This is a genomic window from Brevefilum fermentans (assembly GCF_900184705.1).
Lineage (GTDB): Bacteria > Chloroflexota > Anaerolineae > Anaerolineales > Anaerolineaceae > Brevifilum > Brevifilum fermentans.
The window spans coordinates 801,075-827,915 of record NZ_LT859958.1; the positions used below are offsets into that span (position 1 = coordinate 801,075).

Here is a 26,841-nt window from a genome sequence, read left to right on the forward strand (position 1 = left end):
TTACGCATGCATAAGGGGTGATTTTCCTGGAGCGACTATGAAAGCCTTAAACCGATTGATTAATTTATTGTGGAATAAAGATGAGAAGCGCCTGCGGGCTTTTTTGCGTCTGGGCATCCAGACCCTCATGGTATTGCTAGCGACCGGGTTTTTCACTGCGGTATTGATGTCTTCAGCGGCTCTCATCAGCAGGGCTGCAGGGACAAGTTTCAAAGATCAGCTTACTGTCGGTGGTTTGATCCAATGGACAGAACGACCGGTTTTTAACCTGATTATTGCACCCCTGTCAAATTTTTTTGGCTTTGGTTTGGCAACGTACCTGGCGGGTTTATGGATCGACCGTCGGCCTTTGCGAAAATTCGGAATCAACTTTAATGAAGGCTGGTGGGCTGATTTTCTGTTCGGCCTGGGTTTGGGGGCTGGATTGATGGTGATGATCTTTCTGATGGGTTGGCTGACAGGGAGCGTACGGATCAGCGGTTTTTTTGATGTTAATGCTCAAAATCATTTTTTCCTGGGGATGATCCAATCTTTGATTGGCTATGTTCTGGTAGGTATCTATGAAGAGCTGCTTTCGCGAGGGTATCATCTGATCAACCTGGCGGAAGGGTTACACCACCCGCGGCTGGGAGCAAAGCCTGCCCTGTTGTTGGCTTATGCGCTGTCTTCGCTGGTATTTGGCGTGATGCATTTGAGCAACCCGAGTGCGACCTGGGTCAGCACGGTCAATGTTTCCCTGTCTGGACTTTTCCTTGGCTTGGGCATGATCCTCACTGGCAGCCTGGCAATTCCTATCGGCTTGCATATCACCTGGAACTTTTTTCAGGGGAGTGTGTTTGGATTCGCAGTCAGCGGATTGCGAACCGGGGTTTCGGTGATTGGAACGGAGATTGTCGCCAATGCCTGGCTGATAGGTGGTGATTTTGGACCTGAATCGGGCTTGCTGAGCCTGGTAGCGATGATCCTTGGAAGTGCGCTGACGATTTTGTGGGTCAGGCGCAAAGGTCAACTTAAGCTTTACAGTGATTTAGCAGTTTACGAACCGCGGGTAAAGAAACAGCGGGCAAAAAAGTTAAGCAAAGATTTTCAAAATCAGCCTTGACAAACAAACCAATATCCCTATAATAAGTGCAAGTTAACAACTAAAGACTGAGATGAGGACTAGTAGGCACTGAAACGGTGTCACAGAAAGCAGCGTTTGATGAGAAGCTGCACACACGCCTGTGTTGAATGGACCTCGGAGTTTTTGAGGTGAACAGCAATCAGTAGCTTCAAACGGACACACCGCCGTTATCAGGGTGAAGGGTATACGTAGAATTTCTGCTGTACCTGAGTAATGAGTGAGGCTGGCCTGGATCCCGTTGCAACACCGACGGGTTTTTTGCTTAAACAGGTCGCCTAAGTTGGGTGGCACCACGGACAAAACGTTCGTCCCAATCCGGGATGAGCGTTTTTTGTTTCCCTGCGATCATTGGTCTGGCAGGAAAACAATCACTATCAAACTTGGAGGAAGAATCATGAACAACGAGCACTATAAATACCTGTTAACCGAGAACGATCTGCCAAAGAGCTGGTACAACATCAACGCCGATATGCCTGTACCGCTGACGCCGGTGTTGAACCCGCAAACCAGGGAGCCGATCACAGCCGAATTTTTAAACGTGTTGTTTCCCATGTCTCTCATTGAACAGGAAATGAGCACCGATCGGTACATCGACATCCCTGAAGAGGTGCGCGAGATTTATAAGCTGTGGCGACCGACCCCCCTGCTGCGCGCCCGCCGCCTGGAAAAAGCCCTGGGAACGCCCGCCCATATCTATTACAAAAATGAAGGCGCTTCGATCACGGGCAGTCACAAAACCAACACTGCTGTAGCCCAGGCTTTTTATAATAAGATTGATGGCACGCGGTCACTAACGACCGAGACGGGCGCAGGTCAATGGGGAGCAGCCCTGGCAGTTGCCTGTAAGTTTTTTGATATGAACCTGGAAGTCTTTATGGTCAGGGGTTCATTTTATGATAAACCTTACCGCAGGATTATCATTGAAAGCTATGACGCTGAAATCTTCCCCAGCCCCTCGGACCGCACGGATTATGGACGCAAGTACCTGCAGGAAAACCCTGAAGGTCCGGGTTCGCTGGGGATTGCGATCTCAGAGGCTGTTGAAACTGCTGTCAAATCCAATGGTGAAAAGAAGTACAGCCTGGGTTCGGTTCTGAACCATGTTTTGCTACACCAAACGGTGATTGGGCAGGAATGCCTGAAACAAATGGAAATGGCAGATGAGTACCCCGATGTGGTCATTGCTTGCTGCGGCGGCGGATCAAATTTTGGAGGAATTGCTTTTCCGTTTTTGCACAGGAATTTAACTGAAGGACTCCAAACACGAATTGTTGCGGTTGAACCACAGGCAACCCCAACCCTGACAAAGGGATTGTATGCCTTTGACTATGGAGATACAGCAAAAATGGCGCCGATCTTGAAGATGTTCACCCTCGGTCACGATTTTATCCCGGCACCAATTCACGCCGGCGGGTTGCGCTATCACGGAATGGCGCCCCAGATCTGTATGCTTTACGACGCCGGATACATTGAAGCGGTTGCCATCCCCCAGTTGGAAACCTTTGAGGCGGGCGTGTTGTTTGCCCAAACCGAAGGGATTATCCCTGCGCCTGAATCATCCCATGCCATCCGGGCAGCGATCGATGAGGCACTGGACGCGAAAGAAAAAGGAGAGGAGCGGGTGATCCTGTTTAACCTTTCGGGGCACGGGCTGCTGGATCTTTCCGCCTATGATGCCTATCACCAGGGACAATTGGTGAATGACACTTTGGATGTTAACCCTGAAGAAATTCGAAAGATGCTGCCGAAGGTCGATTTTTAATTCAATACCTGGTGATCTTATCAAGAACTGAGAAAATATCCTTGTTGAAATCAAAGGGAATTGAACCAGAAATTGAAAAAACTGTTAATAAAGAGAATAAATATGATAAAATAACCAGGTTGCGCAAATTTTTTAAAGGTGGGGGCACACTGAACCCCACCTTTGTTGGATGACTAATTATTTTTGGAGGAAATGGTGAGCGTTTATTTGTATCTATCCCTGATTCCAGAAGCTCTGATCGCGTCGATGCTCTCCCCGGAGGAGTTCGGTGTTTATTATGCCGTGGGAAGTAAAAAGAAGTCCAGCGGTCAGGCGATATTCTTTCAGGTGAACCCGGAATTTCGTAGTAAGTATTTTAGGATCCAGGAAGGCCTGGCGCGTTGTGTTCCCCATGAAGATGGCGCACCGAAGGCTTCAATCTACATCAGCGTGTATCGTGTGCTGGAACATGTGCCCATAACAGAGCTGGGAAAGCTCTACGTTGTCACCCAGGATGGACGCACACTGGGATTGGAGCACAGCGAAGAGTTCCCAGTCAACGATGATGGCTTGCACCTGTATAAAGAAATTGCGCCGGTCACGCCGTTGATTGCCAGTCGTTTGAACGCGATAGACTTTTTTGACCTGATCGTCAGGAATCCAACCTCGCTGGTCACCCTGCCAGCGGTCGCCTTTACCGAGTTGCGCCTGGGTGAACTGGCGACCGATCCGGTTTTAGGGCAGGCAGGCGATTTGCCCTATTCCAACATGGATCATTTACGGGAGGTGCTGTTGGATTTGAAGACCAAATCTGTTGCCACCAAGATGGTAGATCGCATCAGTCCGGCCAGCTTTTCCTACCGAACGGTAAAGAACGGCTTTTATGTGGGCAATGAAAATGGACTGCGATATTACCCGATGCCTTCATCCGAAGTTTTGCTAGCCCAGCATTATCGCTGGTGGCGTTCGGCGAATATGTAAACTGCATGATCATCATTAGCGTTTTTTGGAGAAAATCATGGATAAATTTTGGCTTTATCTAAGCATTGGGGCAAGTATCCTCTCGATTGGGGTTGCCCTGTATTTATTTTTCTGGGTTAAAAAACAACCGGAAGGATCACCGAAGGCAAAAGAGGTGGCTTCCTGGATTCGAGATGGGTCTCGAACGTATTTGAAACGGCTTTACCGGACATTAATACTGGTTGTGGTGATTTTAGGGTTCCTGATTGCGATCGTGTTCAGTTTTGATTTATCAAAGATATCGACCAGCCAGGTTGCTGTTGTGCCGATTAATGGTCTGGTGATGTCGGTTTCCTTTATCTTGGGTGCGCTGTGCTCAGCGATTGCCGGGTATTTAGGCATGAGTGTTGCCGTTGAAGCCAATGTCCGCACAGCCACGGCAGCCAATGAATCGATCAATAAAGCTTTTCGCCTCTCCTTTTACGCAGGTTCTGTTATGGGCCTGGCGATGGTCGGATTGGCAGTATTTGGAATGAGCATGATCTTTTTGATCACCAAAGACGCTGAATCGATTTTAGGATTCAGTTTTGGTGCGTCGACCCTGGCATTGCTAGCCAAGGCTGGCGGCGGAATTTACACAAAAACTGCCGATATTGCTGCAGACCTGGTAGGCAAAGTTGAGGTCGGGATCCCGGAAGATGACCCCCGCAATCCGGCTGTGGTAGCAGACAATGTGGGCGACAATGTCGGCGATGTTGCCGGCATGGGGGCGGATATTTTTGACAGTTATGTTGCGGCAGTGGTGGCGGTGATGATCCTGGGGGCTTCTTCTGCCCGGCTCGGACTGAATTACGTGGTATTGCCGTTGATCATCTGTTCGTTGGGGATCCTGGCTTCGCTGATTGGCATCCAATTTGTACGGGTGGGCAAAAATGGGAAACCGGGTCCGGCATTGAACCGTGGCACTGTGATTACCACGATTAGCTTTGCCGTTATGGTGAGCGCTTTTGTGCTGGCCACCTCTGTCAACCTCGGTGTGATTTGGGCAACCATCACTGGTCTGGGCGCCGGTGTAATAATCGGCATTACCTCGGATTATTTCACCTCTGATGACCGAAAACCGGTTTTCAGAACAGCCGAGGTCTCCCAGTCAGGCGCTGCGATCAACATCATCACGGGTTTCAGTTATGGTTTGGCAAGCATTGTCCCCTCGGTCATCGGGATTGCCGTGGCGACGCTTCTGGCTTACTACCTGGCGGAGGTCAACGGGCTTGCGGGGATCTATGGGATTGGGATCAGTGCTGTGGGGATGCTTTCTATCAGCGGGATGATTGTCTCGGCGGATGCCTATGGACCGATTGTGGATAATGCTCGTGGGATTGCCGAGATGTCTGGAATGGACCATCACGTGATTGAGACAACGGACGTGCTGGATGCCGCAGGCAATACCGCCAAAGCAATCACCAAGGGTTTCAGCATCAGTGCTGCAGCCTTGACGGTGTTGGCGCTATTTGCAGCCTATGCAGAGGTGGTCACCGCCAGCGGTCTTCAGGTCAATATGAGCTTGCGCGAACCAATTGTGGTGGTTGGCATATTGTTAGGTTTGATGACGCCACCGTTGTTTAGCGCACTGACCATGCTTTCGGTAACAGAAAACGCATTTGCAATGATCGAGGAAATCCGTCGCCAATTTCGGGAGCGACCGGGCATTCTGGCAGGGACCGAAACACCGGATTATGATGCCTGTGTGGACATGGCAGCCAAAGGCTCGCTCTCTTCGCTGCTGTGGCCAGCATTAATCGCTGTTGGCTTGCCATTGTTAATCGGGTTTGTGTTGGGTCCTAATGCCCTGGGTGGATTCCTGGGCGGCAGCATCTTCACCGGAGTGATCTTTGCGCTATTTATGGCGAATGGAGGTGGCTTGTGGGACAACGCAAAAAAATATATTGAAGCGGGCAACTTTGGCGGCCCCGGCTCTGACGCCCACAAAGCCAGCGTAGTTGGTGACACGGTCGGCGATCCTTTTAAAGACACAGCCGGACCTTCGCTCAACACGCTGATTACGGTCATGTCGCTGGTGGCGTCCTTGTTTGCGCCACTGATTGCCGCGTTTCATTTGTTTTGAAGGTTGTGAATAGCGAATTGTGAATCGGAATTTGAAATTTGGATCGGTTTTCAGGCAAAAGGCGCCAGCGACATGCGATCAACGATGAGATACCAATCACTGTTTGCCACTCAATGGTCTCGATGACTTTTGATATGAATTTCTCAAAGGCAACCCCTGATTATGGGGGCGGTTTGTCCCTGGACGAGCTGGTTGGCATGCCTGCGGGTTCGATTTACGGCGCCAAACTCCCAAATGGTGAGGCCTTTCAGACAGTTCTGCGGGCATCAGGGTATATGCTGCAGGCTGAGCTGGCGTTGTATCGGTTGATAGAAATTTGGGCAGACGGGCACACCGCCTGGCATGGAGATAAGCGAGACGACCCGGTGGTGGTGACGCCATCGGGTCAGTTGATCCGTACCCGGGGATGAGTGCGAACGAATTATTCCTTTCGCAGGGCTGAGGTCAAATTTGCCTGGATATCTTTGGGAAAGGATGCCAGGCAGTTCTTAATTAACCACGACGTTTCAGGTGAAATGCTGGTCGCAAGAATCTGCCTGAGGAAGTAACCGGTCTCCTGGGGAGAGATTTTCGCCAGGGTGATCATCAGGTTTTCTAAATCCTGGATGAAGGCGTGATGGGGGTCCCTGATGAAGGGGCTTGCTAAGCGAAAAATGGCCGGCAGGTTGTGAAAACCAGGCGATTTTGCACCTGCTGCCAGGGCTTGGATCCCCAGGGAGTTGATTGCCGGATCGGTATCAGAGAGCAAGGAAAACACCCAGGACTCCCAGGCCTGGGGGAAGCGATCTTGCAGGTTGCGGGTGCCCACCATGAACAAATCTGATTTAAGCACCTGATCTAAACCCGGTGAAAGCCAGCTCGTGATTCGATCAAGGATCAATTGTGGGTCTTCAACGGGCATCTCTCCGATGATGAACAACGCTGTGTGTTTGACCTCGTAGTAGCTGTCCTCCCATAGCTCATCTGCCAGTGCCAGGGCAGCATGCGGGTTTTCTGAAATGTAAGGTCCCAGGTCAAATTTAATCTGACGCATCACCGGGTGAGGTAGATGGTACATGGGAATAAGGGGACGCATGGGGGCGGTTTCTCCAAAACGCAGGCTGTAGTTCGCATAGAGACTGAATAAATTGCGCAAAGCCTGGCGAAATTCAACCGGCGACCCGAACTGACCCATTAACGACTCGGTTTGGTGCCGCAAGCGCGTGGGATCAACTGCGGTCATAAATCCTCAGCTCCCGGGCTGGTGGTGAAGTTTCTATTGTGTGGTTCATCGCGGATCCCCCAACAAAGATGGGTTTAATACGCCCTGGCGAAATAGGCTTTCTCAGTCGTCTCCTCACCGCTGAAGATACACCTGCCTTTTCCACCAGGTTGCTCCAGGGGGAGGCAGCGCAGGGTTGCCCTGGTGTCCTCTTTAACACGGGCTTCGTTTTCCACGCTTTGCTTCCACCACACATAACACCAACCATCGGCCGCGATAATTTCTTTGAATTCTTCGTAGTTCTGTGGTTGATGAATGTTTTCATCCCTGAATTGGGTGGCTTTGACCAGCATATTGATCTGGATGGCTTCCAGAATGGAGCTGACCGTGTCGGCGATGCCTTCCTGTGAGACAAAGGATTTTCCTTCCCGCCCGGGGATATCGCGGCGGGCCAAGGCAACCGTGTGGTTGGCTACATCTTTCGGTCCGATCTCCAGGCGTAAGGGCACCCCGCGCAGTTCCCACTCGTTGAACTTGAAGCCCGGGGTGACTTCAGTGCGATCGTCCACTTTGACCCTAAAGGCAGAAAGTTCATGTTTGACGCGCTCCACTGCAGCCATCACCAGAGTTTGTTCTTCATCCTTGCGGAAGATAGGCACGATCACCACCTGGATGGGCGCCAGTCGCGGGGGCAGGACCAGGCCCTGATCATCGCCGTGAGTCATGATAATGGCACCGATAAAGCGTGTGGAAAGGCCCCATGAGGTGGTCCAACAGTATTGAAGGGTATTGTTTTCGTCCAGGTACTGGATATCGAAGGCTTTGGCGAAGTTCTGCCCCAGGTTGTGGCTGGTGCCGGCCTGGAGGGCTTTTTTATCGCCCATCATGGCTTCGATGGTATACGAGCGCACCGCGCCGGCGAATTTTTCACTTTCGCTTTTGCACCCCGGGATCACAGGCACGGCGGCTTCGTTGATGGCGAAATCGGTATAGACATCCAGCATCTGCAGGGTTTCAGCTTCAGCCTCTTCAGCCGTGGCGTGGGCAGTGTGGCCTTCCTGCCAGTAGAACTCCAGGGTGCGCAGGAACAGGCGGGTGCGCATCTCCCAACGGACGACGTTGGCCCACTGGTTGATCAGCACGGGCAGGTCACGGTAGGACTGGATCCATTTGGCGTACATGTGCCCGATGATCGTCTCGGAGGTAGGCCGAACGATGAGGGGCTCTTCCAGCTCACTGCCACCGCCAATGGTGACCACCGCCAGCTCGGGGGAGAATCCCTCCACGTGCTCTTTTTCCTTCTCCATGAAGGACATGGGGATAAACAGGGGAAAAGCAGCGTTGACATGACCGGTGGCTTTGAAGCGCTGATCCAGGGTGGCCTGGATGTTCTCCCACAACGACCAACCGTAGGGGCGCACGACCATACAGCCGCGAACAGGGGCATAATCAGCCAGTTCTGCGCGCTGCACGAGCTGGTTGTACCATTCTGAATAATTTTCTGCTTTGGGGGTTAATTTCTTCTCATCCATAATGACTTTCTGCAATAAACGATCATTGGGTTTAAACCAAACCTAAAAAATGTCTCAACAGCTCTAAGGCTGTGCTGGGGTCAGGTGCATAAGCCAGGTACTGGCGGTCGTCCACGGGGATATAATCGCCCAATTCAGAAAAAAAGGTTTCCAACACCTTTTGCCAGGCGCTCCCCAGGAGGATCACGGGTTTGGGTTCGATGATGCCAATTACGAGCTGGTTCCAGGTGAGGGCGATTTCGAGTAGGGTTCCAATCCCGCCAGGCAGGGCAATGGCAGCATCACAATGGGTGACCAATGTGTTCAAACGGTCATTGAAGGAGTGGCAGCGCCATTCCTCGGCAACCCAGGCATTGGGATCGGTCGGTCGCCAGACTTCAATTTCGTCGCAGGTGACGCCGATGACGTGCCCTCCAGCTTCACTGGCGCCACGCGATACGGCTTCCATGGTACCCGAATAACCGCCAGTGAGCACGGTCATCCCGGCAGTGGCCAGCAATTGACCTAATTTTAAGGCCTCGAGATAAGGCGGAGTGCCCGGTTTAGGGGCAGATCCGCCAAAAACGCTAATCTTTTTTTCCATTTTGCTCGCTTTCATCTATCAGGTGTTGATCCCATTCGCGTCGGTAATTGATCTTGAGTTTGTCGATCACCGCGGTTTCAAGGTCGATGCCGGTTAACCGTGCCAGTTGCAGCAAATACAGCATCACATCCGCCAGTTCACTTGCCAATTCATCCGGGTGCCTTTGTTTTTCGGACCATTGGAACAGCTCCAATACTTCAGCAGCCTCGATGGACAGGGAAATCGCCAGGTTCTTGGGGGTCTGCGGGCGCGGGGAGTCGGGCAGGTACCAACCCTTGGCGGTGACGAAGCGGTCCATGGCGCGGGTGAGGTCTTCGATATCCATTAGAAGGGAATTATACATGATATCGGGGGTTAATGGGGTTGCTGACAGGCAATCTTCGCATGTAGCATGCAAAAAGTAACGCAGTGTTGTACCTGTTCCCCAATTTATTCTTTCAACACTATTGCGGACCGGTCTCCACTCATCATTCATGTATGGAGACCTTCAGTCAAAGACCCTTGTTTTCCTTGACTGCCAGCACGCCAAAGGCGCGCGGCTTTGCAGACACCCTGAAGCCAACCTGGCCCAGGCGTGCGATCACGCCGCGGCCGGTATTGGCCCCGTAGCGGCTATTGGGGTTGCCGATGTAATGAAACAGGCGTCCGCCGGGTTTGAGGATGCGGTACAGGTGCTGGTAGGTTTCTAATGCATACATCTCTCCAGCCAGGGAAAAGGTGGGCGGATCGTGGATGATTGCGTTGAAAGTCGCGTCGGGAAAGGCTGCAACCAGATCTACGCTGTCCCCAATCAGCGGTTGGATATTGGATAGGGTAAACAACTCGGCTGACCAGGGGTTTTGCCGGCAGATCTCGTGGACGGCGGGATCAAACTCAATGGTGACCACCTGTTCAGCGGTCTGCGCAGCCATGATGGCGGTGTAACCCAGCCCGGAAGCTGTATCCAGGATGCGACCGTAGGGTTTCCCCAAAGCTTTCAGTTTTTGACGTGTATCCATATCAGGCGTGATGTCTTTAACCCGATGCATGGGAATTCCGGAGATGAGCATCGTGGGCGCGCCAGCGGTCGGCATCAGGCTGTAATAACGGTTGGTGCGGGAAGAGAAAGTCTGGACTTTTTTCAACTGGCTGCCCACCAGGCGAAAACACCCATTCAAGTCGCTGGAAATGGTGTTGAGATTTGCATCTGTCAGGAGCTCTCCATCCGGCAATGCCCAGCCGGATTCAACGCGGCGCACATGGACCTTTGTCCGCCCCAGGTTGGGAGAGATGCTAATAACAGAGGCTGGGTTCTTCGCCAGCAAAGGGCTGATTTGATGGTGAGAAAATATCAGATCGTGAGGCACAGGCGGTTCAATCCCCCAGGAACAGCGCTTGCCAGATTTCCCATTTCTGAATTTTATCGATAACAACAGGTTCAATAACACTTGGAGTTGGAACCTGCTCAGTAGGGGGCAGGAGCACGATGGGGATATCCCCGGGCTGGATCATCATTGCATCTTCGCGCGCCCAGCGCTCTACGGCTTGATCGGATTGGGCATAAATCAACTCAGCTTCCAGGGCGGTGCGCGTGGATTCCAAATGAGAATAGTATTCGGTCAGCTCTTTTTCTTGTCTGCGCAAGCGTGTGAGCAGCGTCATACGCTGATTGAAGTTCACCAACAGCAGCACCAGGACAATGCCCAGTACGGCAAAAATCACCCGTTTGTCTTTGAGAAGCTTCTTAATCATGATGGTCAGCACCTGATTTAATACCGTTACAAGAATTATACCATTTCAGCAGAAATTAAAATAAAATGGGGCTAACTTAACCGTCAGCCCCGAGTGCCGAAGGAGGGATTTGAACCCTCACGGGCTCTTGCCCACTACGCCCTGAACGTAGCGCGTCTGCCTGTTCCGCCACTTCGGCAACGAATTTTATTTTATCCGATACCCCTATTTTGTCAACTATTTGCAGGGAAGTCAACGCCGACTTCGTAAAGCCCCTGTATAGCTTGCAAATGGATTGAGTTGTGCTCCGTCCGTCTGAATACTTACGTTGCAAATGGAAAATATGGACATCCGCCTTAGTTTGACATTTGAATGGCTTTCATAAGCAATGTTTGCATAGATCGCGTGATAACTTGACACAAAGGTTCGAAAGGATTATATTTATTTGCGTTAAGCCACAAGGCTTAACAAGTCGAACCTTAAAAAAATAAGAAAGATGGAGTATTAGCATGTCAGAACGTTTTGTTGGAACTGTCAGATGGTTTAGCGCCCCCAAGGGGTACGGTTTCATTGGCCGTGACGATGGTGAGAATGATGTCTTCGTTCATTTCTCCGCCGTTCAAATGGAAGGCTACAAGCGGCTCAGAGAGGGCCAGGCTGTAGAATTCTCCATTGAACATGGTCCAAAGGGTTTTCAGGCGTCCAATGTGATTCCTATCCCCGGGAATGAGGAAGAGCTGCTTTCTTCATAAAATAATTTCGGGCCGCCTTGTAAAGTAAACAGGCGGCCCGATTTTTTTATTTAAATATGGAAAAGTAAGTAATTGAACAATTTGGCAATTTCAAGAAATACTGCTTGCCAGCCTGCGCAACTGAAGAACCAGGTCGAAGATTTAAACCAGTGACCCACTACCGGGCGGACTGAGATGGTCACTCCACTGCCGCGCAGCTCGTGCCGAAAAATCAAACGCGTCCTGAAGCTATGGTAGGGGTCGGTCACGACCATAAATGCGGACCAACCATGATCTTCGGCGAATTGTTTCACGGCTCTGGCCTCATCCCGGGTGCTGTCGACAGCCCGCTCTGTGATGAAAATACGGCTATTGTCAAACCCCAATGCTTCTGCTTCACTGGCCAAGAGCTGATTAGCCGCAGGGTCGGTATTGGTGATCAGCAGGGTATCGGCATACCCCCTTTTCAGCAAATCTGCAGCCATTGCCAGGCGGTCGCCTGAATCACCGCTGAGGATGACGATGGCATCCACCGGAACAATCGGATCTGCTACAATCAGGAATCCTCCCACAGCCGCTAAAACCAGGTAGATGATCAGCGGGCTCAGCAGTAGAAATATGAAAGCGTTTGAGTAAACAATGCAGCCCCTCCCTGCTGATTTCTCAGCGGAGGAAGGCTGTGCGCTTATCAATTGGGGTGACATGGGTTTATAATTTTTCGAGAGCCGTTTTCATGCGGACCAAGCCTTCATCAAGCATGGCGCGGGGGCATCCAAAGTTGATCCGCAGGAAACCCTGGCCGTCTTCGCCAAAGCTGATACCATCGTTGAAGCCTACTTTGGCTTCGTCTAAAAAGAAGCGGTGGGGTGATTCGACTTCCAGTTGACGACAATCCAGCCAGCCCAGGAAAGTGCCTTCAGGCGACCACATGCGTATGCCAGGCAGGTTTTCGTTGACATAGTTGACCAGGTAATCCCGGTTTGCCTGAAGGTAATGCATCACCTCGCGTAACCAGGGGCGTCCGTGCAGGTACGCGGCCCGGGCAGCATGTAAACCGAGGATATTGGGGTGACCTAAAAGCATGGACAGGGTTTGACTCAGCCTGTCTTTGATGACCGGATTCTCAGCAATCACAACTGACGTGGACAAGCCCGCGATATTAAAGGTTTTTGAAGGCGCCAAATAGGTGACCGTAATCTGAGCTGCATCAGGGGAAAGGTTGGCAATCGGGATGTGCTGATAGCCGGAAAAAATCAGGTCATTGTGTATTTCGTCCGAACAGATCCATACATTGTACTTTAAACAAATCTCCGCCATTTTGGTCAGCTCTTCACGAGTGAAGACCCGGCCAACCGGGTTGTGGGGGTTGCAGAGTATGAAAAGTTTCACGCCGGAGGCGACTTTTTCCTCGAAGTCGTCAAAATCAATCTCATATTTTCCATCTTCTTTCAAGATGAGCCGATTATGAACTGCGACCCTGCCCGTGGCATGGGGTGCCCGTAGAATGGGGGGATAGATCGGGGTTTGGATTAGCACCGATTCGCCGGGCTCGGTGAGGCTGTAGATAGCGTGGACAAAACCGGTCACAACGCCACAGACAAAGTTGAGGTCTTCCGGGTTAACGGTCCAGTCGAAAAAGTGCACCAGGTGTTGCAGGATGGCATCATCCAGGCCTTCAAGCCGACTGCCATAGCCAAAGACACCGTGGTTGACCCGCTCGGTTAATGCCTGGATAACAGGTTCAGGAGCTTTGAAGTCCATGTCTGCCAACCACATGGGCAAAACATCCTCGGGGTAATAATGCCATTTATAACTCTCAGTACAACGTCGGTCAATTATGCTGTCAAAATCCATTGTTTTCCTTCTAACTCAGTGTTGTTGATTAAAGACGAATGTAAAACCATATTGTTAATTAAAAATATGTATTAAACATACCCGATGAACCTAGAGACTCTTTGAGTCTGTTCCGATACGGATGCATGATTTGCTTTGGGCTCCTCAATTTTGCAATGATTATAGCCTAATATTGGAATTTCTTCCCAGGGTCTTGGCCAAAGAAAAATGGTATACTCACATTGATTGGTACCCGGAGACCCCGTTGAAGAAATCATTTTCAGCATTAATCAAACTTGTCCGTTTTCAAGAATATGGTTATTTTATTCTAATCACGTCTCTTTTAGGGGCAGTTACTGCAGGAGGGATATTGTCCGATCGCCTGTTGGCGATTCTGCTGGCAAACGGTCTGGTGGTTGGCTTTGCGCATATGGTCAATGATATTGAAGATGCGGCAGAAGACGTTTTTTCATTAAAAAACAGCTTGCGTAACCCCATCTCGAGCGGCTTGATTTTACCGAAAACTGCCCGATTAACAGCAGCGATCGTGGGGTTGATCGCGGTGGCTTTATTTGCCCTGATGGGTCGATGGCCGTGGATCTTTGGAGCAGGCAACCTAGTGCTGGGTTTGATTTACTCACATAAAGCCATCCGGTTGAAAGCGCTGCCTTTGGTAGCATTCATCTCGCGCGGCGCATTGCTGGCAGGATTGCCATTTTTATCGAGTTATTTCACTTTTTCTGACTCGCTCAATCGCATCTGGTACTGGCCATTTCTGTGGTTGATTTCGCTCAGTCTTTTATTTGATCTTCACAGTGAACGCAGTGGAGAAGAGAAGATACGATTCTCACGCTGGAATGAGATCTCTGTGCAGCATGGAGAACGCTTTGCCAATGTGTTGATGATCGGTGTGATCATCGTGGTTGCAAGCACTGGCGTGGTTTCGATGTTTTTGATTAACCTGTTTCCGTCCTGGGTCATTATCATCATTTTAATGCTGTTAACGCTGTTGATTGTGCCGCCCTATTTCAAGTATCGGCGCGACAGAACCGGTGTTGACCTGGCGGATTTGTTGTTCCATGGGTTGGTCCATGCGTTTGCAATTGGATTGATGCTGCAATTCCTTCTCCCTGCGCTGGTTCGAATCATTCGTCCAGGGTGTTTTTAAGGTCAGTGTAGTCGTAGCAATCAGCACCTCAGGTTTTATGGCATGGGTTTGTCCGTCCTCACGAACCGGTTTAGGGCTGTACGAATCGAGTTTCAAAACGAAAGGTGGAAGATGGATCAAAAATTTTTATCACTCTCAAAGCGGGTTGCCCGGAGTTTGCTTGATCGAGAGTACACGCTCAGCACAGCTGAATCCTGTACGGGCGGGATGCTCAGCCAAACCATCACAGCGATTTCAGGCTCTTCAACCTATTTCATCGGCGGTGTAGTGGCTTACCACAATCGGATCAAAGAACACTTCCTGGATGTGCAGGGCTTCACTCTTGAAACCTATGGGGCAGTAAGCCTGCAAACGGCTCAAGAAATGGCTGATGGTGTGCGGAAACGGTTCCAGACCGAGGTCGGCTTATCGACGACGGGGATCGCTGGGCCTACCGGCGCGACGGAAACCAAGCCGGTGGGTTTGGTGTGTTTGGGCATCAGCCTTCCTGAGAAAACCTGGACGTACAAGTGTAATTTTCGTGGTGATCGGCTCGAGGTGATGCAAGCGAGTGTGGTTGAGATCCTGGAGCGCTTGTTAGAATTGTTAGAACTGCCCGATTGATCCGATCTTACAGGGGGATAAAGATAAGCTCAGTTTATCGGTTGGTCTTGTTGAGCACTTTCATCCGGTAACGGGGTGACCAAAACGCGATCCACCCGGCGACCGTCCATATCAACAACCTCGAAGCAATACCCTTCATAGGTGAATTTTGCACCTGTTTTTGGGATATACCCCAACTGGCTCATTACAAACCCGCTCAAGGTTTGGTAAGCCGAGCGTTCTTCGCCGGGCATGACTGAAAAATGGAGGATCTCCTTGAGCTCGTCAATCACGAGAAGACCGTCAAACAGCCACGACCCATCCTCGCGCTGGTAAACCATGACATCGGTATCCATGCTATCTTCAGGGATTTCACCTACAATGGCTTCGAGGATGTCGTATTCGGTGGTCATGCCTGAAATTCCGCCATATTCATCGAGGATTATCGCCAGGTGAACGCCGCTATTCTGGATGGCGTCCAGGGCTTTGAGCGCAGCCATATTCCCTGGCAGGTAAACCGGGTCTTTAATGAAATCCCTGATATTAAAATCAGGATCATCTGGGCGATGTCCCAATAGATCGCGGACTTTGATATAGCCTATTGTTTGGTCAAGGTCGCCATCGGCAACAGGAATGCGGGAATGGGGTGAGGTCAATATTTGCTGCCAAATCTCCTCGATGGGCGCATTGATGTCTATCCAGGTGAGTTCCAGGCGCGGTGTCATCAGGGCTTCCACCCGACGATCACCCAACCGCAAGATACTCGAGAACATTTCCTGTTCAGCGTCCTGAATTAAGCCAAATTGACGACCTTCTTCGATGTAGCCTTTGATTTCATCAGTTGTAATTGAAGGGTCTTTGTCGGTGTTGATCTGAAAAAGTTTGAGTCCCAGGTTGGTCGATGCAGCTAAGAACAGGGTTAGCGGGCGGAATAATTTTGTTAATCGGAAAATGAATGGCGATAAAGCGACAACGATATTTTCCGGTTTACTGACTGCCATTCGTTTGGGGATCAATTCACCTAAAACAATCGAGAAGTAGGCAATAACAACTACGACAAATACCAGGGATAGAATTCCGGCATAATTCGTCAACCATGGAATTTTGGCGACTTGTTCCGCTAAAGGTATGGATAAGTTTGCACCACCAATACCGCCCGCCAATGTATCAATTAGCGTGATCAAAATTTGAACCGTCGAAAGATAATGCTGATCGGGATCTTGTAACATCTTGAGTGCTACAGACGCACCTTTCGCTCCCTCATCAGCCCGTTGTTGCAGTCGTATCTTTTTGGATGCAACCATCGCGATTTCGTACATTGCGAAAAACGCGTTGAAACCAAACAGAATTAAAATAATGAGGATATTAACGTAGATGGGCATGATTAAGAATTAATCCTAACTGAGAGATGGTGCTTGTTTTCAAGATCTGTGTTGATACCAATGCCCGGCTGATCGATGCAAAGGTTTCGCACCTGTAAATGTTGATGAATCCTTTGGGGTAAGGCGTCAGCGGATCTCTCAATAAACCTGATGTTCTCCGTGAATCACGTTCTTCTCGACTGGCTAATGCGCCTTTTTCCATAATTATTCTACCGTTACCTCTTCGATTCAATGAATAAGAGCACCAGTAGTTTGTTAAGAATACCACAGGTGAATCAAAGTAAATCCATTTTCTTTTTCACTGATGTTTATAATTTAAATAATTACAAAATTTATACACTATGATATGAATTAACGCACCAACCCCTTGGTGGTTTTGCCAGCGCCTGTTTCCCAGGAAGCGTAAAGAGGTACAGAAAAAACAACAGCGTTCTTTTTCACCCGATTTGGGCGGATGAAGAGATATTTTTCAGACATTCACCGGTCAGGTGACCAGATGATCGGGAAAAGGATCAACTTTGTTCGTGTATTGCAGCCTGACATGACCTTTATCAGAGATATCAACGCGGCTGATGGCACAGTTGTTCATCTGGAACCAGTAATGTTCAGCCTGGATTTCAAAAAATGCGGTGAGGATGTGGCCGAAAATTCCGCCATGCATGACGATCCCTACGCGGTGGTCCGTGCCCCCATGCTCGCTTAATAAGCGGTTGACGATCTCCCGGGCGCGTACAGGGTAATGCTCACGAGGTTCTTTTTCCCGGTTGTACCAGCCTGTTTCAGGCAGATCATCGGGGATGATCAATTGAGGAAAATTTGATTGAAAATAAGATCTTCCTGGCCCGGGTTGACCGATGAGAACCGGTTCCTCATCGATAAATTCGACGTCAAACAGTCCACCGGTTTCATGCAGTTCAGGCCAGGCGACCAGTGGCAAGCCAGTTTTTTCGGCAATGGCCAGTCCGGTTTTCACAGCACGCGTCATCAGACTGCAATATAAATGGGTCAGACCAAAACCTGAGCGATTCTGGGGGTCATAGCCGTTATTTACATAAGGGCGAGCAATGGCTTCCGCCACCAGGCGCGCCTGCTCTTCGCCAATTGGGGTCAGATCAGGGTCAGTGGACCTTTGAGATAGATAAGTATCGCTGCCATCTTCCGTAAGGAGATTATTGGTTGATTGCCCGTGCCGTATGAAGTAAAGCTCTAACATAGTTTATTCCTTTCTTAATTGATGCAGCGCAATGATTTTTTCAACGTCCGGACTGCCGGACGGATGGCCTGGAGATGGACCATAATGATCGGGAAATGTCGATCTTTCGCAAAGCGCTGCCAGGCAAGCCTGGATATTATCATGCAATGCTTGTGCATCGTAACCGCCTTCCAAACCAAACAGGATGCGGCTCTGGCAGTAATCATCCGCCAGTTCGACCAGGATTTTTGAGATTTGATAAAAGCTATCTGTGTCCAGTGTTGTGCTGGTCAGTGGATCTGAAAAATGGGCGTCAAATCCAGCCGAGATGAAGAGCATCTCTGCTCCAAAGCCCATTAACCACGGCTTGACAACCTGTTGGAAAACGCCCAAATAAGCTGCCGGGTTGGCAAAGGAAGGCATGGGAACATTAATAATCCGCCCCCGGGCGTGTGGCGCTGAATTCTGGTGACCGGTGCCCGGGTAGAGATATTCTTCATGCAGGGACAAATAACCCACACCGGGATGGTGTGAAAAAATGGCTTCGGTGCCGTTGCCATGATGGGCGTCGAAATCAATAATCGCGACTTTTTCGAGGCCGTGCGCAACTGCATCTGCGGCGGCGATGGCAAGGTTGTTAAGCAGACAAAAACCCATTGGGCGGTCTGCTTCCGCATGATGTCCGGGCGGACGCATGATAGCGAAACCTCGGCCGCGCCCTTCCGAAAGGATGCGCCTGCTAACGGCTAAGGTAGCCCCGGCAGCCATCAAGGCCGCGTGATAACTGGCTTCGGTGACATAAGTGGGCGCAGAATCAATCTCGTGAGAACCCCTGCGGCTGGCAGCCTGTAAGGTTTGCAAGATTGTCGCGTTGTGAACGCGCAGGACGTCGCTTGCCAGGGCTGGCATAAAATTCAGCCAAACCATTTCGGGATAGGGGGGGTCCTGGAGCCAGGGCTTCACAAGCTGCAGGCGTTGGGGTGACTCGGGGTGTCCCGGGAAGACGTGTTCGGGTGCATCATAAAAGGTGCAGTAAACAGGAATTTTCTCTGGTTTCATAATATTCGCAATGGTTAGTATACCGCAAGAATTGAGGGGAGAATGATTGATTTTCTGAACCATGGATTTGCAAAAAGGTTGAGAACTGTTTTTTTACGGCCTCAGCCGCCTTGTTATGAAAAATCATCGAATCGGCAAGACGTTTTCAACCCCAGAAATGATGCAAAAGCCAGCACTCTCCTGGATCCGGTTGACAAGGGCAATTTCAGATTCTATGATCAAGTAAACTATCTTATCGATGGTTAACAGGCTGGCAAGCGGTGTCAGCCCGGTATTGATTACGGGTAGAAAAGGATCATTAATTGTGGACAACGCTTTGAGGAAAATCAAAAAAATCATTCACGGAAGACACGCCATTGACGGCGCCGGCGTACACCTGGTGCGCTTGTTCGGGCACGATGAAACCCAGGATTTCGATCCCTTCCTGCTGATGGACGCCTTCGATTCCACCAACCCCGAGGATTACATCCGCGGATTCCCCTGGCACCCGCATCGCGGCATTGAGACAGTAACTTACCTGATCAAAGGCGATCTGGAACACGGCGATAGCCTGGGCAACCGGGGCAGCATTCTGGATGGCGACTGCCAGTGGATGACGGCGGGCTCTGGCATCATTCACCAGGAGATGCCCCAGCCAACGGAGCGCCTTTTGGGCTGCCAGCTCTGGCTTAATTTACCCGCCAGGGACAAGATGACCGCACCGGCGTATAACGATATCCTGTCTGCTGATGTGCCAGTGGTTGATGAGGACTCAGCCCGTGTGCGTATCATCGCTGGGGCGTACAGGGGGCAGCAGGGCGCGTTTGAGGGCAAATTTGTCAAGCCCCTGTACCTGGATATTGAGGTCCAAGCTGGTCAGGTGTGGCAGCTGGATACCGTCCCGAACACGACCCTGTTTGTTTATATTCTGTCGGGTTCAGCCGGATTTGACCCCGCAATCGATCAGCAGATTGATGAAAAGAGCGTGGTTTTATTCGATGAAGGTGAGCGCTTGTGGGTGCGTGCGGGTGCTGCTGGCGTGCGGTTGTTGTTGCTCAACGCGCCCCGGTTGGATGAGCCAATCGCCTGGGGCGGTCCGATTGTGATGAATACTCGGGAGGAGCTAAATCAGGCGTTCAGTGAATTGCGCGAGAACACGTTTATTAAGTAACACGGGTTAAATTCGCCTGGACAAACGAGCCATTCCGATTGCCCGGCGAACACTTGTAGATCATCAACAACAGCCGCGAAAGAGACCTTTCGCGGCTGTTTGTGTTGATGATGATTGTTGTTTTACACAGCTTTTATTTCTGTCGGAGTTTCCTGGCCGACATCCAGGCTTTCTAATTCTTCTGGTGGTTCTTCGGTCTTTTTCTCGACCATTTTCCAGGCGTGCATGGCAAGCGATAGGGCAATGACGCCGTAAGAGACGAACACCCGGAAATATTCACCGATCTGGGCATTGTCGAACAGGTTTTTACCCGCTTGCGGGGCGACGATGAACAGGGTATGGAAGAGGATCACACCGATGATGGCTTGTTTATTGGTCGCTTTTTGGACCGAAGCCCCGCCGACCAGCAATGCAGCGATGGCAAATTGTGCAATTTGCAGGTGTGCGCCGTAGGTGGCAAAGGTGCCAATATTCTGCAGATAGATCAACTGCCCCCAACTCGCCAGAACGGTAGAAATGATCATGGCAATGACTCGAGTCTGGTTGACATTGATTCCTGACGCCAGGGCGACGCTCTGGCTCTGTCCGGTCGTGCGCATATTCTGACCCAAACGCGTATCGAGGATTTTCTGGTTAAACAGGCATAGCACACCAATTAACAGGAAAGGCAACACCGGCATTTTAACGGTCAGAAGTATTGTTTCTATTTCCGGAATGTATGTTGCAGCATACAGCGCTGCGCACAGGATGATGGTCAGCACTGGTTTGCGGATGGAGTACTCTTCCTCTTTTAAGATCAGTTTCTTCCGCACAATATTGATTAGCTGTAAAACCGCAATGACGATCAAGCCGATGGTAACAGCACTCAGCAATTCCAATCGATCTGCGAATAAAAAGGTTTCAATGACCGGGATATAGGAAATCCCAAATAGAACTGCAATCACCGCAAACTGGAAGAAATCGCTACGTTTGAGTGTGTATTTCTTCAAAAAGTGAAGGACAACTTTAACAACCGTTATCGCCAGGATTCCATAGAACACAACGGTGAGGATATCCAGCATGCGAATCGCGTCAAGAGAATATTTTAAGGTACCTGCGAGGTCGATGGTATTCTTTACACCCACGCCATGAGAGATGATCAGGGTCGGGTTGTCGACCGGGATGACCCCACCGATGAGAACCAGGAATAACAACTGGTAAAGCCCATCGGCAAAAAAGCCCAGGATCAAGCCGGCAATCATTTCAGTGCCTTTCATCCTGTTGAAGAGCTTGCCAACCAGAAAACCAAAAAATGCGGCAATCGGGGTAGCAATCAATACACACAGCATCATGCCACCGAATCCCCCAATGCCCCAATGAACGACCCAAAATAAGGCGATTTGAGCAGCAATAGCACCGATGACCATGCCAAAGTTCAACCCTAACCCGGCGATGACAGGAATAATCAGCGCCAGGACCGTGAATGTATTTCTGCCGATGCGGGTGATGACACCATCGACGATGAACGTCATCGGGCTGCCGGATAGCAAAATGGCACCAAGACAGACCAGAGCGAAGGCAATCATTACCTTGTTTTCGAAAAGGTATGAGCCGATATTTTTGCTAATTGTTTTTATCTTCGTCATTGGTTTTCGCCTTTCGCTTTTGAAAGTGCATACAAGATGATGCCGTTTGAAATGATGATTCTGAGGACTTCAGGCAGTACACCAATTTGAATCACGACGTTCACCACCGGTAATGCTGTTACCAGAATACCTTGAAACAGCAGGGTACCAATAATGACATGAGGTATGGCTGCTCTGTGAACGGATGCTCCACCGATCAAAATGGCTGCAACACTGGCAAACCCCATCATCAACGGTGCGTTGTACAATTGTAGGAAGCCGTAGGTTTGCGCGTACATAATGATGCCAACGGCGCCAAACACCGTTGAAATAACCGTTCCTAAGATACGGGTTCGGTCAACATTGATGCCACTCGAGGTTGTAAAGGTTGGATTTTCACCGCCGGCGCTCATGGCGATACCCGCTTTGCTTTGTAAAAAGAGCCAAATAACGAAGGCGCATAATACAAAAACAAGGATTAATCCCAGGGGAATGGTGACGCCGCCGACATTAAAAGCCAGCCACTTCAGCCATGCGGGTTGGGTATCTTGTATCACAGTGGGTTCACTGAGTAAACCCCCAAAGCTTCCCGCCAGGCTGGCCGTGTTACGCAGACCTTTTCCCTGCAAAGGCCAGCTCAGTTCGCCGTTTTGGAAGGAAAATGAAAGCCAAACGATGTTCATAAAGGCAATCACTGAAAAGCCAACATAGGTTGACACGGTCATTTCAGAGCCTTTTACCCTGTTGAGCAGCAACCCATATAAATATCCGAGGACTGCCGCAATGACGATGCCAATGGCAAGGGCTAAAAGAATGGTGAGCCATGGATTGGCGGCGCCGAATTTTTCAGCCCAGTTGTTAACAAAACTTACCTCCATGGATAAAACTGCCCCTAAAAGACCAGCGGAGATGCCGATTGAGATGCCAAAATTCATCCCGATTCCGCTTTGAACACCCGGGATCATGGCAAGTACCAGGATACTGTACATTAAAACACGTCGAAGGACATCGCTGAACAATACGCCCGGATCGAATCCCACAGCCAGTGAGGTTATCAGCAAAAGTATGAAGAAAAGCCCAATGATCAACCTGGGCAGGCCGACATTGTCAATGATGGTTTTTAATTTTTTCATGCCAAAACCTCCTCTCGCACGCCAGCCATGGCAAGGCCATAGGCAGAATCGGGGTCATCGGGGTCCATAATGGAGAATAGTCCACCTTCAAAGACGATACCGATCCGGTCACACAACGAGCGTAATTCCACCAATTCGGAACTGATCATAATAATGGTGGTGCCCTGTTCCCGATTGATTTTCAGAAGATAATCTAAAACGAGTTTCTTTGCGCCAATATCAATGCCGCGAGTGGGTTCTGATACGATCAGAATATTTGGGTTCATCGTCAGCGCGCGCGCCAGGCAGACTTTTTGCTGGTTTCCGCCGGAAAGGCTACCACTTGTTTGTGAAGGACCTGTGCAGCGGATATCCAGAAGTTTGATCATCTCCTGGGTGTGTTGTTCTGCTCTTGTTTTGTCAATAAATTTTAAGCCCGCAAATTTTTTAAGAAATTCTTCTTTTATTTGAATTGCTGAAAATACGATGTTGAGCTGAATCGATTCGCCCAGAAGCAATCCGACCCCTCGTCGATCTTCCGACACAAAGGCGATATCGTTGCGCAGTGCCTCGCCCAATTTGCTGAGATCGAGTTTTTTCCCATGGACAATAATATCTCCCCTGGTTTCAAACAACCCCATTATGCCATTGATGATGCCAATTTTTCCCTGTCCAGCCAGGCCACCGAAACCAAATATTTCACCTTCGCGAATGCGGACATCAATGCCTTTGACCATTTCCCCAGGCATGTCCACTTGAAAATTTCTTAATTCCAGGGCAATTTTCTCATCTGATATTTTGCGCTCGTTGATTTGATCTTCGTCTTCTTGCCTTTCGACTGACCGACCGATCATCAACTGGGCAATTTCAACCAGGTTGGTGTCTTTAACATTTTTTCGAGCGACAAGCTCTCCGTCACGGAGGATCGACATGCTATCCGCAACCATCATGACCTCAGTCAGACGGTGGGTGATAAAAATGATGGCGATGCCTTTACTGGCAATGATCCGCATGATTTCAAGCAAGCGTTCCGCCTCACCTTCAGTGAGTACCGCTGTTGGCTCATCAAATACGAGGAGCTTGATACCCGTTTTATCGATCTCGCGCGCGATTTCTACAAACTGTCGGTAACCAATTGGCATGCCTGATATTTTGGCATATTCATCAATATCCATGCCAATGTCATCAAGTGCACGCCTGGCATCTGCTGCCATTTTCTCCCAGTTCATTTTTTCTAACAAATTGCCGAAGACTTTGCTAAAGGCAGTCGTCTCACCGATCTCCCTGCCAATTTTGATATTCTCCGTGACAGTAAACTCGGGAATCAGCATGAATTCTTGATGAACCATGCCAACCCCGTAAGACATCGCTTTATGCGGGTCATCGATGACCGCTTTTTCGCCATTTATTAGAATTTCTCCCTGGAAACCGTCCGTAGAAAAGATCACCGGCATCCCAAAAAGAATGTTCATCAGCGTCGTTTTACCTGCCCCATTTTCGCCAACGAGGGCGTGTATTTCACCGGGTTTAATCTGTAAGGTGACATTTTTCAGCACGCGGTTACCGTAGTATTCTTTGGAAATATTGTTCATTGATAATAGGTATTCACTTTCCAAACCGTGCCTCCTTAATCCTTATCCATAAAAGCGCCGGCTTTTACAAGCGCAAGCCGGCGCTTTGTTAGGTCGATTATCTTATTTTGATGTGCTTATTTTGAAAAATCATGGAAGGGACACAGCAGCATCAGGAAGTTGTCGAGTTTAACTTCTTCATCGTAGGATGTAATGGTTACCTCTCCAACGCCACGCGCTGCAGCAGCTTCGTTGATGATTCTCTTGAAAGCTTCAGCATCGTTGGGGTCAACTCTGCCCTCAGCATACTCGATGGCAAAACGGACACCTGCATCGATCATCAGCATGTTGATGGGCACACCCCAGGTGGACATGCGGCCTTCCTGGCCTTTTTCTTTCAGTTTGGCTGCGATTTGTTCCAGCATGTAGGGGACGTCGCCCTCATGCCCGGAGACATCGATGTTCAGTGCGGCGGGGTATCCGTGGTAGGGGCTGGGGCAGCACTGCTGCGGGTAGATGGCTCCACCCTCCCAAATCATACGGATCAAGGGTTCTTGCAAGCCGCAGTTTGTGGAGAAGAAAGCGGTGTCCTTGCCGTAGGTGGCGATTTGTCGTGGCACGTCTTCAACGATGAACTGTTGCGCGCCGGACATACCGGCATCACCGGTTGGATCGGGTGCGGTGACTTCGACGAGTTCAATGCCGAGTTTTGCACAGGTTTCCTTCATGATCTCCAAGCGGCGGGCAATCGTCGCGTAGGAGAGGTGCCGTGGGAATGAGTAGTGGATGAAGGTCTTGGCGCCCATTTCGTAAGCCAGTGTGGGGATGGTGACACCCATGGAGATTTCGTCGACTTGCATGACGATGTTGGCTTTACCAGCGATGACCGCCGGGTCTTCGGCGGGCACACCCGCGATAAAGACCATGTCTGGGCGGGTTTCGCGAACCTTGTCGATGGCAGCAGCAGCACCCGGGACAGCCTGGACAAAGACGATAGCCTTGACCTCAGGATCGGAAGCCATTTCAACGGTGCGTGAGATGGTCGTTTCCATTTCAGTGGAGAATTGGTCCGGGTAGGTGGCATGGACGATAAGGTCACCGTATTTAGCGACTTGGTTCAGTGCTTCCTGGTATTCCTCTTCACCCTGGGATACGGTGCCCGTCATGATGCCGATTTTATAGGGTTCGACGGCTGGTTTTTCTGTAACAACACCACCGGAAAAATCATGGAAGGGGCACAGCAGCATCAGGAAGTTATCGAGTTTAACTTCTTCATCGTAGGATGTAATGGTTACTTCTCCAACGCCACGCGCTGCAGCAGCTTCGTTGATGACTCTTTTGAAAGCTGCAGTATCGTTGGGGTCAACTCTGCCCTCGGCATACTCGATGGCAAAACGGACGCCTGCATCGATCATCAGCATGTTGATGGGCACACCCCAGGTGGACATGCGGCCTTCCTGGCCTTTTTCTTTCAGTTTGGCAGCGATTTGTTCCAGCATGTAGGGGACGTCACCCTCATGCCCGGAGACATCGATGTTCAATGCGGCGGGGTATCCATGGTAGGGGCTGGGGCAGCACTGCTGCGGATAGATGGCTCCACCCTCCCAAATCATACGGATCAAGGGTTCCTGTAAACCGCAGTTTGTGGAGAAGAAAGCGGTGTCCTTGCCGTAGGTGGCGATTTGTCGTGGCACGTCTTCAACGATGAACTGTTGCGCGCCGGACATACCGGCATCACCGGTTGGATCGGGTGCAGTGACTTCGACGAGTTCAATGCCGAGTTTTGCACAGGTTTCCTTCATGATCTCCAAGCGGCGGGCAATCGTCGCGTAGGAGAGGTGCCGTGGGAATGAGTAGTGGATGAAGGTCTTGGCGCCCATTTCGTAAGCCAGCGTGGGGATGGTGACACCCATGGAGATTTCGTCGACCTGCATGACGATGTTGGCTTTGCTGGCGATGACCGCCGGGTCTTCGGCGGGCACACCCGCGATAAAGACCATGTCTGGGCGGGTTTCGTGAACCTTGTCGATGGCAGCAGCAGCACCCGGGACAGCCTGGACAAAGACGATAGCCTTGACATCAGGATCGGAAGCCATTTCAACGGTGCGTGAGATGGTCGTTTCCATTTCAGTGGAGAATTGGTCCGGGTAGGTGGCATGGACGATAAGGTCACCGTATTTAGCGACTTGGTTCAGCGCTTCCTGGTATTCCTCTTCGCCCTGGGATACGGTGCCCGTCATGATGCCGATTTTGTACTTTGCATCTTTGGAGACGATTTCTTCGACTGCTTCGGGTTTTTCAACGACCGGCTCTTCGACAGGTGGGGTGGTTGTGCGGCAACCTGATGCAAAAAGCACAAGTGCAATCAACATCAGCATCACACATTTCGTCAAAATACTTTTTTCTTTCATTAAAATGCTCCTCCTTTTGAATGTTTACAAGAGATTTGAAATATGGCTCAGATTTGCATGTTTATCGATGG

The 26,841-nt window shown here is 50.2% G+C and carries 26 protein-coding genes, 1 tRNA gene and 1 other annotated feature; of the genes, 9 read left to right on the top strand and 18 right to left on the bottom strand.

What is annotated here, in order from left to right:
• Window positions 1-37 precede the first annotated feature (37 nt).
• The 5 genes from CFX1CAM_RS03600 (at window position 38) to CFX1CAM_RS03620 (ending at window position 6,359) form a co-directional block, all read left to right on the top strand.
• Complete coding sequence (locus CFX1CAM_RS03600; protein ID WP_087861699.1) at window positions 38-1,102, top strand: CPBP family intramembrane glutamic endopeptidase; 1,065 nt, start codon at window positions 38-40, stop codon at window positions 1,100-1,102.
• 40 nt (window positions 1,103-1,142) lie between these two features.
• Window positions 1,143-1,439 (top strand) — a binding site (T-box leader).
• 78 nt (window positions 1,440-1,517) lie between these two features.
• Complete coding sequence (locus CFX1CAM_RS03605; RefSeq protein ID WP_087861700.1) at window positions 1,518-2,885, top strand: TrpB-like pyridoxal phosphate-dependent enzyme; 1,368 nt, start codon at window positions 1,518-1,520, stop codon at window positions 2,883-2,885.
• A gap of 192 nt (window positions 2,886-3,077) precedes the next feature.
• Entirely contained in the window at window positions 3,078-3,845 is a 768-nt protein-coding gene (locus CFX1CAM_RS03610) for a hypothetical protein (protein ID WP_407923327.1), read from the top strand.
• Window positions 3,846-3,882: 37 nt separating this feature from the next.
• On the top strand, window positions 3,883-5,949 hold the full coding sequence (locus tag CFX1CAM_RS03615; RefSeq protein ID WP_087861701.1) for a sodium-translocating pyrophosphatase: 2,067 nt from the start codon (window positions 3,883-3,885) through the stop codon (window positions 5,947-5,949).
• A 134-nt stretch (window positions 5,950-6,083) separates the two neighbouring features.
• Window positions 6,084-6,359 carry a hypothetical protein gene (locus CFX1CAM_RS03620; RefSeq protein WP_157891673.1) on the top strand — a complete coding sequence of 92 codons (276 nt, stop codon included), beginning with the start codon at window positions 6,084-6,086 and terminating at the stop codon, window positions 6,357-6,359.
• A gap of 11 nt (window positions 6,360-6,370) precedes the next feature.
• Here CFX1CAM_RS03620 and CFX1CAM_RS03625 read toward each other — a convergent pair whose 3' ends face one another.
• From CFX1CAM_RS03625 to CFX1CAM_RS03655, 7 genes are all read right to left on the bottom strand, one after another.
• On the bottom strand, window positions 6,371-7,171 hold the full coding sequence (locus tag CFX1CAM_RS03625) for a DNA alkylation repair protein (protein WP_087861703.1): 801 nt from the start codon (window positions 7,169-7,171) through the stop codon (window positions 6,371-6,373).
• 74 nt (window positions 7,172-7,245) lie between these two features.
• Complete coding sequence (proS, locus tag CFX1CAM_RS03630) at window positions 7,246-8,682, bottom strand: proline--tRNA ligase (protein ID WP_087861704.1); 1,437 nt, start codon at window positions 8,680-8,682, stop codon at window positions 7,246-7,248.
• Window positions 8,683-8,713: 31 nt separating this feature from the next.
• Window positions 8,714-9,265 (bottom strand): LOG family protein, encoded by a 552-nt coding sequence (locus CFX1CAM_RS03635; RefSeq protein WP_157891674.1) that lies wholly within the window; start codon window positions 9,263-9,265, stop codon window positions 8,714-8,716.
• A complete protein-coding gene (locus tag CFX1CAM_RS11610) occupies window positions 9,249-9,740 on the bottom strand; it encodes a nucleotide pyrophosphohydrolase (RefSeq protein ID WP_213696445.1) in 492 nt (163 codons plus the stop codon). The genes CFX1CAM_RS03635 and CFX1CAM_RS11610 overlap by 17 nt, the downstream gene beginning before the upstream one ends.
• 16 nt (window positions 9,741-9,756) lie before the next feature.
• The gene (locus tag CFX1CAM_RS03645; RefSeq protein ID WP_087861706.1) at window positions 9,757-10,611 is read right to left on the bottom strand and encodes a class I SAM-dependent methyltransferase; all 855 of its coding nucleotides are present in this window, start codon (window positions 10,609-10,611) and stop codon (window positions 9,757-9,759) included.
• Window positions 10,612-10,618: 7 nt separating this feature from the next.
• Window positions 10,619-10,996 (bottom strand): septum formation initiator family protein, encoded by a 378-nt coding sequence (locus tag CFX1CAM_RS03650; RefSeq protein WP_087861707.1) that lies wholly within the window; start codon window positions 10,994-10,996, stop codon window positions 10,619-10,621.
• 94 nt (window positions 10,997-11,090) lie between these two features.
• Window positions 11,091-11,174, bottom strand: a tRNA-Leu gene (locus CFX1CAM_RS03655).
• Between the two features lie 310 nt (window positions 11,175-11,484).
• On the opposite strand from CFX1CAM_RS03655, the gene CFX1CAM_RS03660 reads away from it, so the two are divergent.
• Window positions 11,485-11,727 carry a cold-shock protein gene (locus tag CFX1CAM_RS03660; RefSeq protein ID WP_087861708.1) on the top strand — a complete coding sequence of 81 codons (243 nt, stop codon included), beginning with the start codon at window positions 11,485-11,487 and terminating at the stop codon, window positions 11,725-11,727.
• Window positions 11,728-11,777: 50 nt separating this feature from the next.
• On the opposite strand, the gene CFX1CAM_RS03665 is transcribed toward CFX1CAM_RS03660, so the two are convergent.
• Together CFX1CAM_RS03665 and CFX1CAM_RS03670 are read right to left on the bottom strand one after the other, a co-directional pair.
• Window positions 11,778-12,410, bottom strand: a complete 633-nt coding sequence (locus CFX1CAM_RS03665; protein WP_087861709.1) for a YdcF family protein — start codon at window positions 12,408-12,410, stop codon at window positions 11,778-11,780.
• A gap of 4 nt (window positions 12,411-12,414) precedes the next feature.
• Window positions 12,415-13,560 carry a MalY/PatB family protein gene (locus CFX1CAM_RS03670; RefSeq protein ID WP_087861710.1) on the bottom strand — a complete coding sequence of 382 codons (1,146 nt, stop codon included), beginning with the start codon at window positions 13,558-13,560 and terminating at the stop codon, window positions 12,415-12,417.
• Window positions 13,561-13,804: 244 nt separating this feature from the next.
• Between CFX1CAM_RS03670 and CFX1CAM_RS03675 the strand changes: the two genes are divergently transcribed.
• On the top strand, window positions 13,805-14,707 hold the full coding sequence (locus tag CFX1CAM_RS03675) for a UbiA family prenyltransferase (protein ID WP_157891675.1): 903 nt from the start codon (window positions 13,805-13,807) through the stop codon (window positions 14,705-14,707).
• Window positions 14,708-14,818: 111 nt separating this feature from the next.
• Window positions 14,819-15,310: a CinA family protein gene (locus CFX1CAM_RS03680; protein WP_157891676.1), complete on the top strand. Its 492-nt coding sequence runs from the start codon at window positions 14,819-14,821 to the stop codon at window positions 15,308-15,310.
• 29 nt (window positions 15,311-15,339) lie between these two features.
• Here CFX1CAM_RS03680 and CFX1CAM_RS03685 read toward each other — a convergent pair whose 3' ends face one another.
• From CFX1CAM_RS03685 to CFX1CAM_RS11475, 5 genes are all read right to left on the bottom strand, one after another.
• Window positions 15,340-16,671 (bottom strand): hemolysin family protein, encoded by a 1,332-nt coding sequence (locus tag CFX1CAM_RS03685; protein WP_087861713.1) that lies wholly within the window; start codon window positions 16,669-16,671, stop codon window positions 15,340-15,342.
• Window positions 16,655-16,873 carry a hypothetical protein gene (locus CFX1CAM_RS11470; protein WP_162287650.1) on the bottom strand — a complete coding sequence of 73 codons (219 nt, stop codon included), beginning with the start codon at window positions 16,871-16,873 and terminating at the stop codon, window positions 16,655-16,657. Before CFX1CAM_RS11470 ends, CFX1CAM_RS03685 begins: the two co-directional genes overlap by 17 nt.
• Before the next feature lie 282 nt (window positions 16,874-17,155).
• A complete protein-coding gene (locus CFX1CAM_RS03690; protein ID WP_087861714.1) occupies window positions 17,156-17,884 on the bottom strand; it encodes a histidine phosphatase family protein in 729 nt (242 codons plus the stop codon).
• A gap of 3 nt (window positions 17,885-17,887) precedes the next feature.
• Window positions 17,888-18,922 carry a histone deacetylase family protein gene (locus CFX1CAM_RS03695; protein ID WP_157891677.1) on the bottom strand — a complete coding sequence of 345 codons (1,035 nt, stop codon included), beginning with the start codon at window positions 18,920-18,922 and terminating at the stop codon, window positions 17,888-17,890.
• Window positions 18,923-19,045: 123 nt separating this feature from the next.
• A complete protein-coding gene (locus CFX1CAM_RS11475; protein WP_162287628.1) occupies window positions 19,046-19,261 on the bottom strand; it encodes a hypothetical protein in 216 nt (71 codons plus the stop codon).
• Between CFX1CAM_RS11475 and CFX1CAM_RS03705 the strand changes: the two genes are divergently transcribed.
• On the top strand, window positions 19,239-20,072 hold the full coding sequence (locus tag CFX1CAM_RS03705; RefSeq protein ID WP_197687155.1) for a pirin family protein: 834 nt from the start codon (window positions 19,239-19,241) through the stop codon (window positions 20,070-20,072). The two genes, CFX1CAM_RS11475 and CFX1CAM_RS03705, sit on opposite strands and share 23 nt — an antisense overlap.
• Window positions 20,073-20,194: 122 nt before the next feature.
• Here the strand turns inward: CFX1CAM_RS03705 and CFX1CAM_RS03710 are convergent, their stop codons facing one another.
• The 4 genes from CFX1CAM_RS03710 to CFX1CAM_RS11560 form a co-directional block, all read right to left on the bottom strand.
• Entirely contained in the window at window positions 20,195-21,697 is a 1,503-nt protein-coding gene (locus tag CFX1CAM_RS03710) for an ABC transporter permease subunit (RefSeq protein WP_087861718.1), read from the bottom strand.
• The gene (locus CFX1CAM_RS03715; RefSeq protein WP_087861719.1) at window positions 21,694-22,809 is read right to left on the bottom strand and encodes an ABC transporter permease subunit; all 1,116 of its coding nucleotides are present in this window, start codon (window positions 22,807-22,809) and stop codon (window positions 21,694-21,696) included. The genes CFX1CAM_RS03710 and CFX1CAM_RS03715 overlap by 4 nt, the downstream gene beginning before the upstream one ends.
• Complete coding sequence (locus tag CFX1CAM_RS03720) at window positions 22,806-24,404, bottom strand: sugar ABC transporter ATP-binding protein (RefSeq protein ID WP_087861720.1); 1,599 nt, start codon at window positions 24,402-24,404, stop codon at window positions 22,806-22,808. The genes CFX1CAM_RS03715 and CFX1CAM_RS03720 overlap by 4 nt, the downstream gene beginning before the upstream one ends.
• Before the next feature lie 92 nt (window positions 24,405-24,496).
• Complete coding sequence (locus CFX1CAM_RS11560; protein WP_197687156.1) at window positions 24,497-26,770, bottom strand: DUF3798 domain-containing protein; 2,274 nt, start codon at window positions 26,768-26,770, stop codon at window positions 24,497-24,499.
• Between the last annotated feature and the right edge of the window lie 71 nt (window positions 26,771-26,841).

What these genes read in the sequence shown, in the direction of transcription:
- CFX1CAM_RS11610 (WP_213696445.1), bottom strand. Translation starts at nt 9,740, where the DNA reads ATGAATGATGAGTGGAGACCGGTCCGCAATAGTGTTGAAAGAATAAAT.
- CFX1CAM_RS03710 (WP_087861718.1), bottom strand. Translation starts at nt 21,697, where the DNA reads ATGACGAAGATAAAAACAATTAGCAAAAATATCGGCTCATACCTTTTC.
- CFX1CAM_RS11560 (WP_197687156.1), bottom strand. Translation starts at nt 26,770, where the DNA reads ATGAAAGAAAAAAGTATTTTGACGAAATGTGTGATGCTGATGTTGATT.
- CFX1CAM_RS03620 (WP_157891673.1), top strand. Translation starts at nt 6,084, where the DNA reads ATGAATTTCTCAAAGGCAACCCCTGATTATGGGGGCGGTTTGTCCCTG.
- CFX1CAM_RS03670 (WP_087861710.1), bottom strand. Translation starts at nt 13,560, where the DNA reads ATGGATTTTGACAGCATAATTGACCGACGTTGTACTGAGAGTTATAAA.
- CFX1CAM_RS03635 (WP_157891674.1), bottom strand. Translation starts at nt 9,265, where the DNA reads ATGGAAAAAAAGATTAGCGTTTTTGGCGGATCTGCCCCTAAACCGGGC.
- CFX1CAM_RS03665 (WP_087861709.1), bottom strand. Translation starts at nt 12,410, where the DNA reads ATGTCACCCCAATTGATAAGCGCACAGCCTTCCTCCGCTGAGAAATCA.
- CFX1CAM_RS11475 (WP_162287628.1), bottom strand. Translation starts at nt 19,261, where the DNA reads ATGATTTTTTTGATTTTCCTCAAAGCGTTGTCCACAATTAATGATCCT.
- CFX1CAM_RS03690 (WP_087861714.1), bottom strand. Translation starts at nt 17,884, where the DNA reads ATGTTAGAGCTTTACTTCATACGGCACGGGCAATCAACCAATAATCTC.
- CFX1CAM_RS03660 (WP_087861708.1), top strand. Translation starts at nt 11,485, where the DNA reads ATGTCAGAACGTTTTGTTGGAACTGTCAGATGGTTTAGCGCCCCCAAG.
- CFX1CAM_RS03650 (WP_087861707.1), bottom strand. Translation starts at nt 10,996, where the DNA reads ATGATTAAGAAGCTTCTCAAAGACAAACGGGTGATTTTTGCCGTACTG.
- CFX1CAM_RS03600 (WP_087861699.1), top strand. Translation starts at nt 38, where the DNA reads ATGAAAGCCTTAAACCGATTGATTAATTTATTGTGGAATAAAGATGAG.
- CFX1CAM_RS03685 (WP_087861713.1), bottom strand. Translation starts at nt 16,671, where the DNA reads ATGCCCATCTACGTTAATATCCTCATTATTTTAATTCTGTTTGGTTTC.
- CFX1CAM_RS03625 (WP_087861703.1), bottom strand. Translation starts at nt 7,171, where the DNA reads ATGACCGCAGTTGATCCCACGCGCTTGCGGCACCAAACCGAGTCGTTA.
- CFX1CAM_RS03605 (WP_087861700.1), top strand. Translation starts at nt 1,518, where the DNA reads ATGAACAACGAGCACTATAAATACCTGTTAACCGAGAACGATCTGCCA.
- CFX1CAM_RS03680 (WP_157891676.1), top strand. Translation starts at nt 14,819, where the DNA reads ATGGATCAAAAATTTTTATCACTCTCAAAGCGGGTTGCCCGGAGTTTG.
- CFX1CAM_RS03610 (WP_407923327.1), top strand. Translation starts at nt 3,078, where the DNA reads ATGGTGAGCGTTTATTTGTATCTATCCCTGATTCCAGAAGCTCTGATC.
- proS (WP_087861704.1), bottom strand. Translation starts at nt 8,682, where the DNA reads ATGGATGAGAAGAAATTAACCCCCAAAGCAGAAAATTATTCAGAATGG.
- CFX1CAM_RS03715 (WP_087861719.1), bottom strand. Translation starts at nt 22,809, where the DNA reads ATGAAAAAATTAAAAACCATCATTGACAATGTCGGCCTGCCCAGGTTG.
- CFX1CAM_RS03695 (WP_157891677.1), bottom strand. Translation starts at nt 18,922, where the DNA reads ATGAAACCAGAGAAAATTCCTGTTTACTGCACCTTTTATGATGCACCC.
- CFX1CAM_RS03615 (WP_087861701.1), top strand. Translation starts at nt 3,883, where the DNA reads ATGGATAAATTTTGGCTTTATCTAAGCATTGGGGCAAGTATCCTCTCG.
- CFX1CAM_RS11470 (WP_162287650.1), bottom strand. Translation starts at nt 16,873, where the DNA reads ATGGAAAAAGGCGCATTAGCCAGTCGAGAAGAACGTGATTCACGGAGA.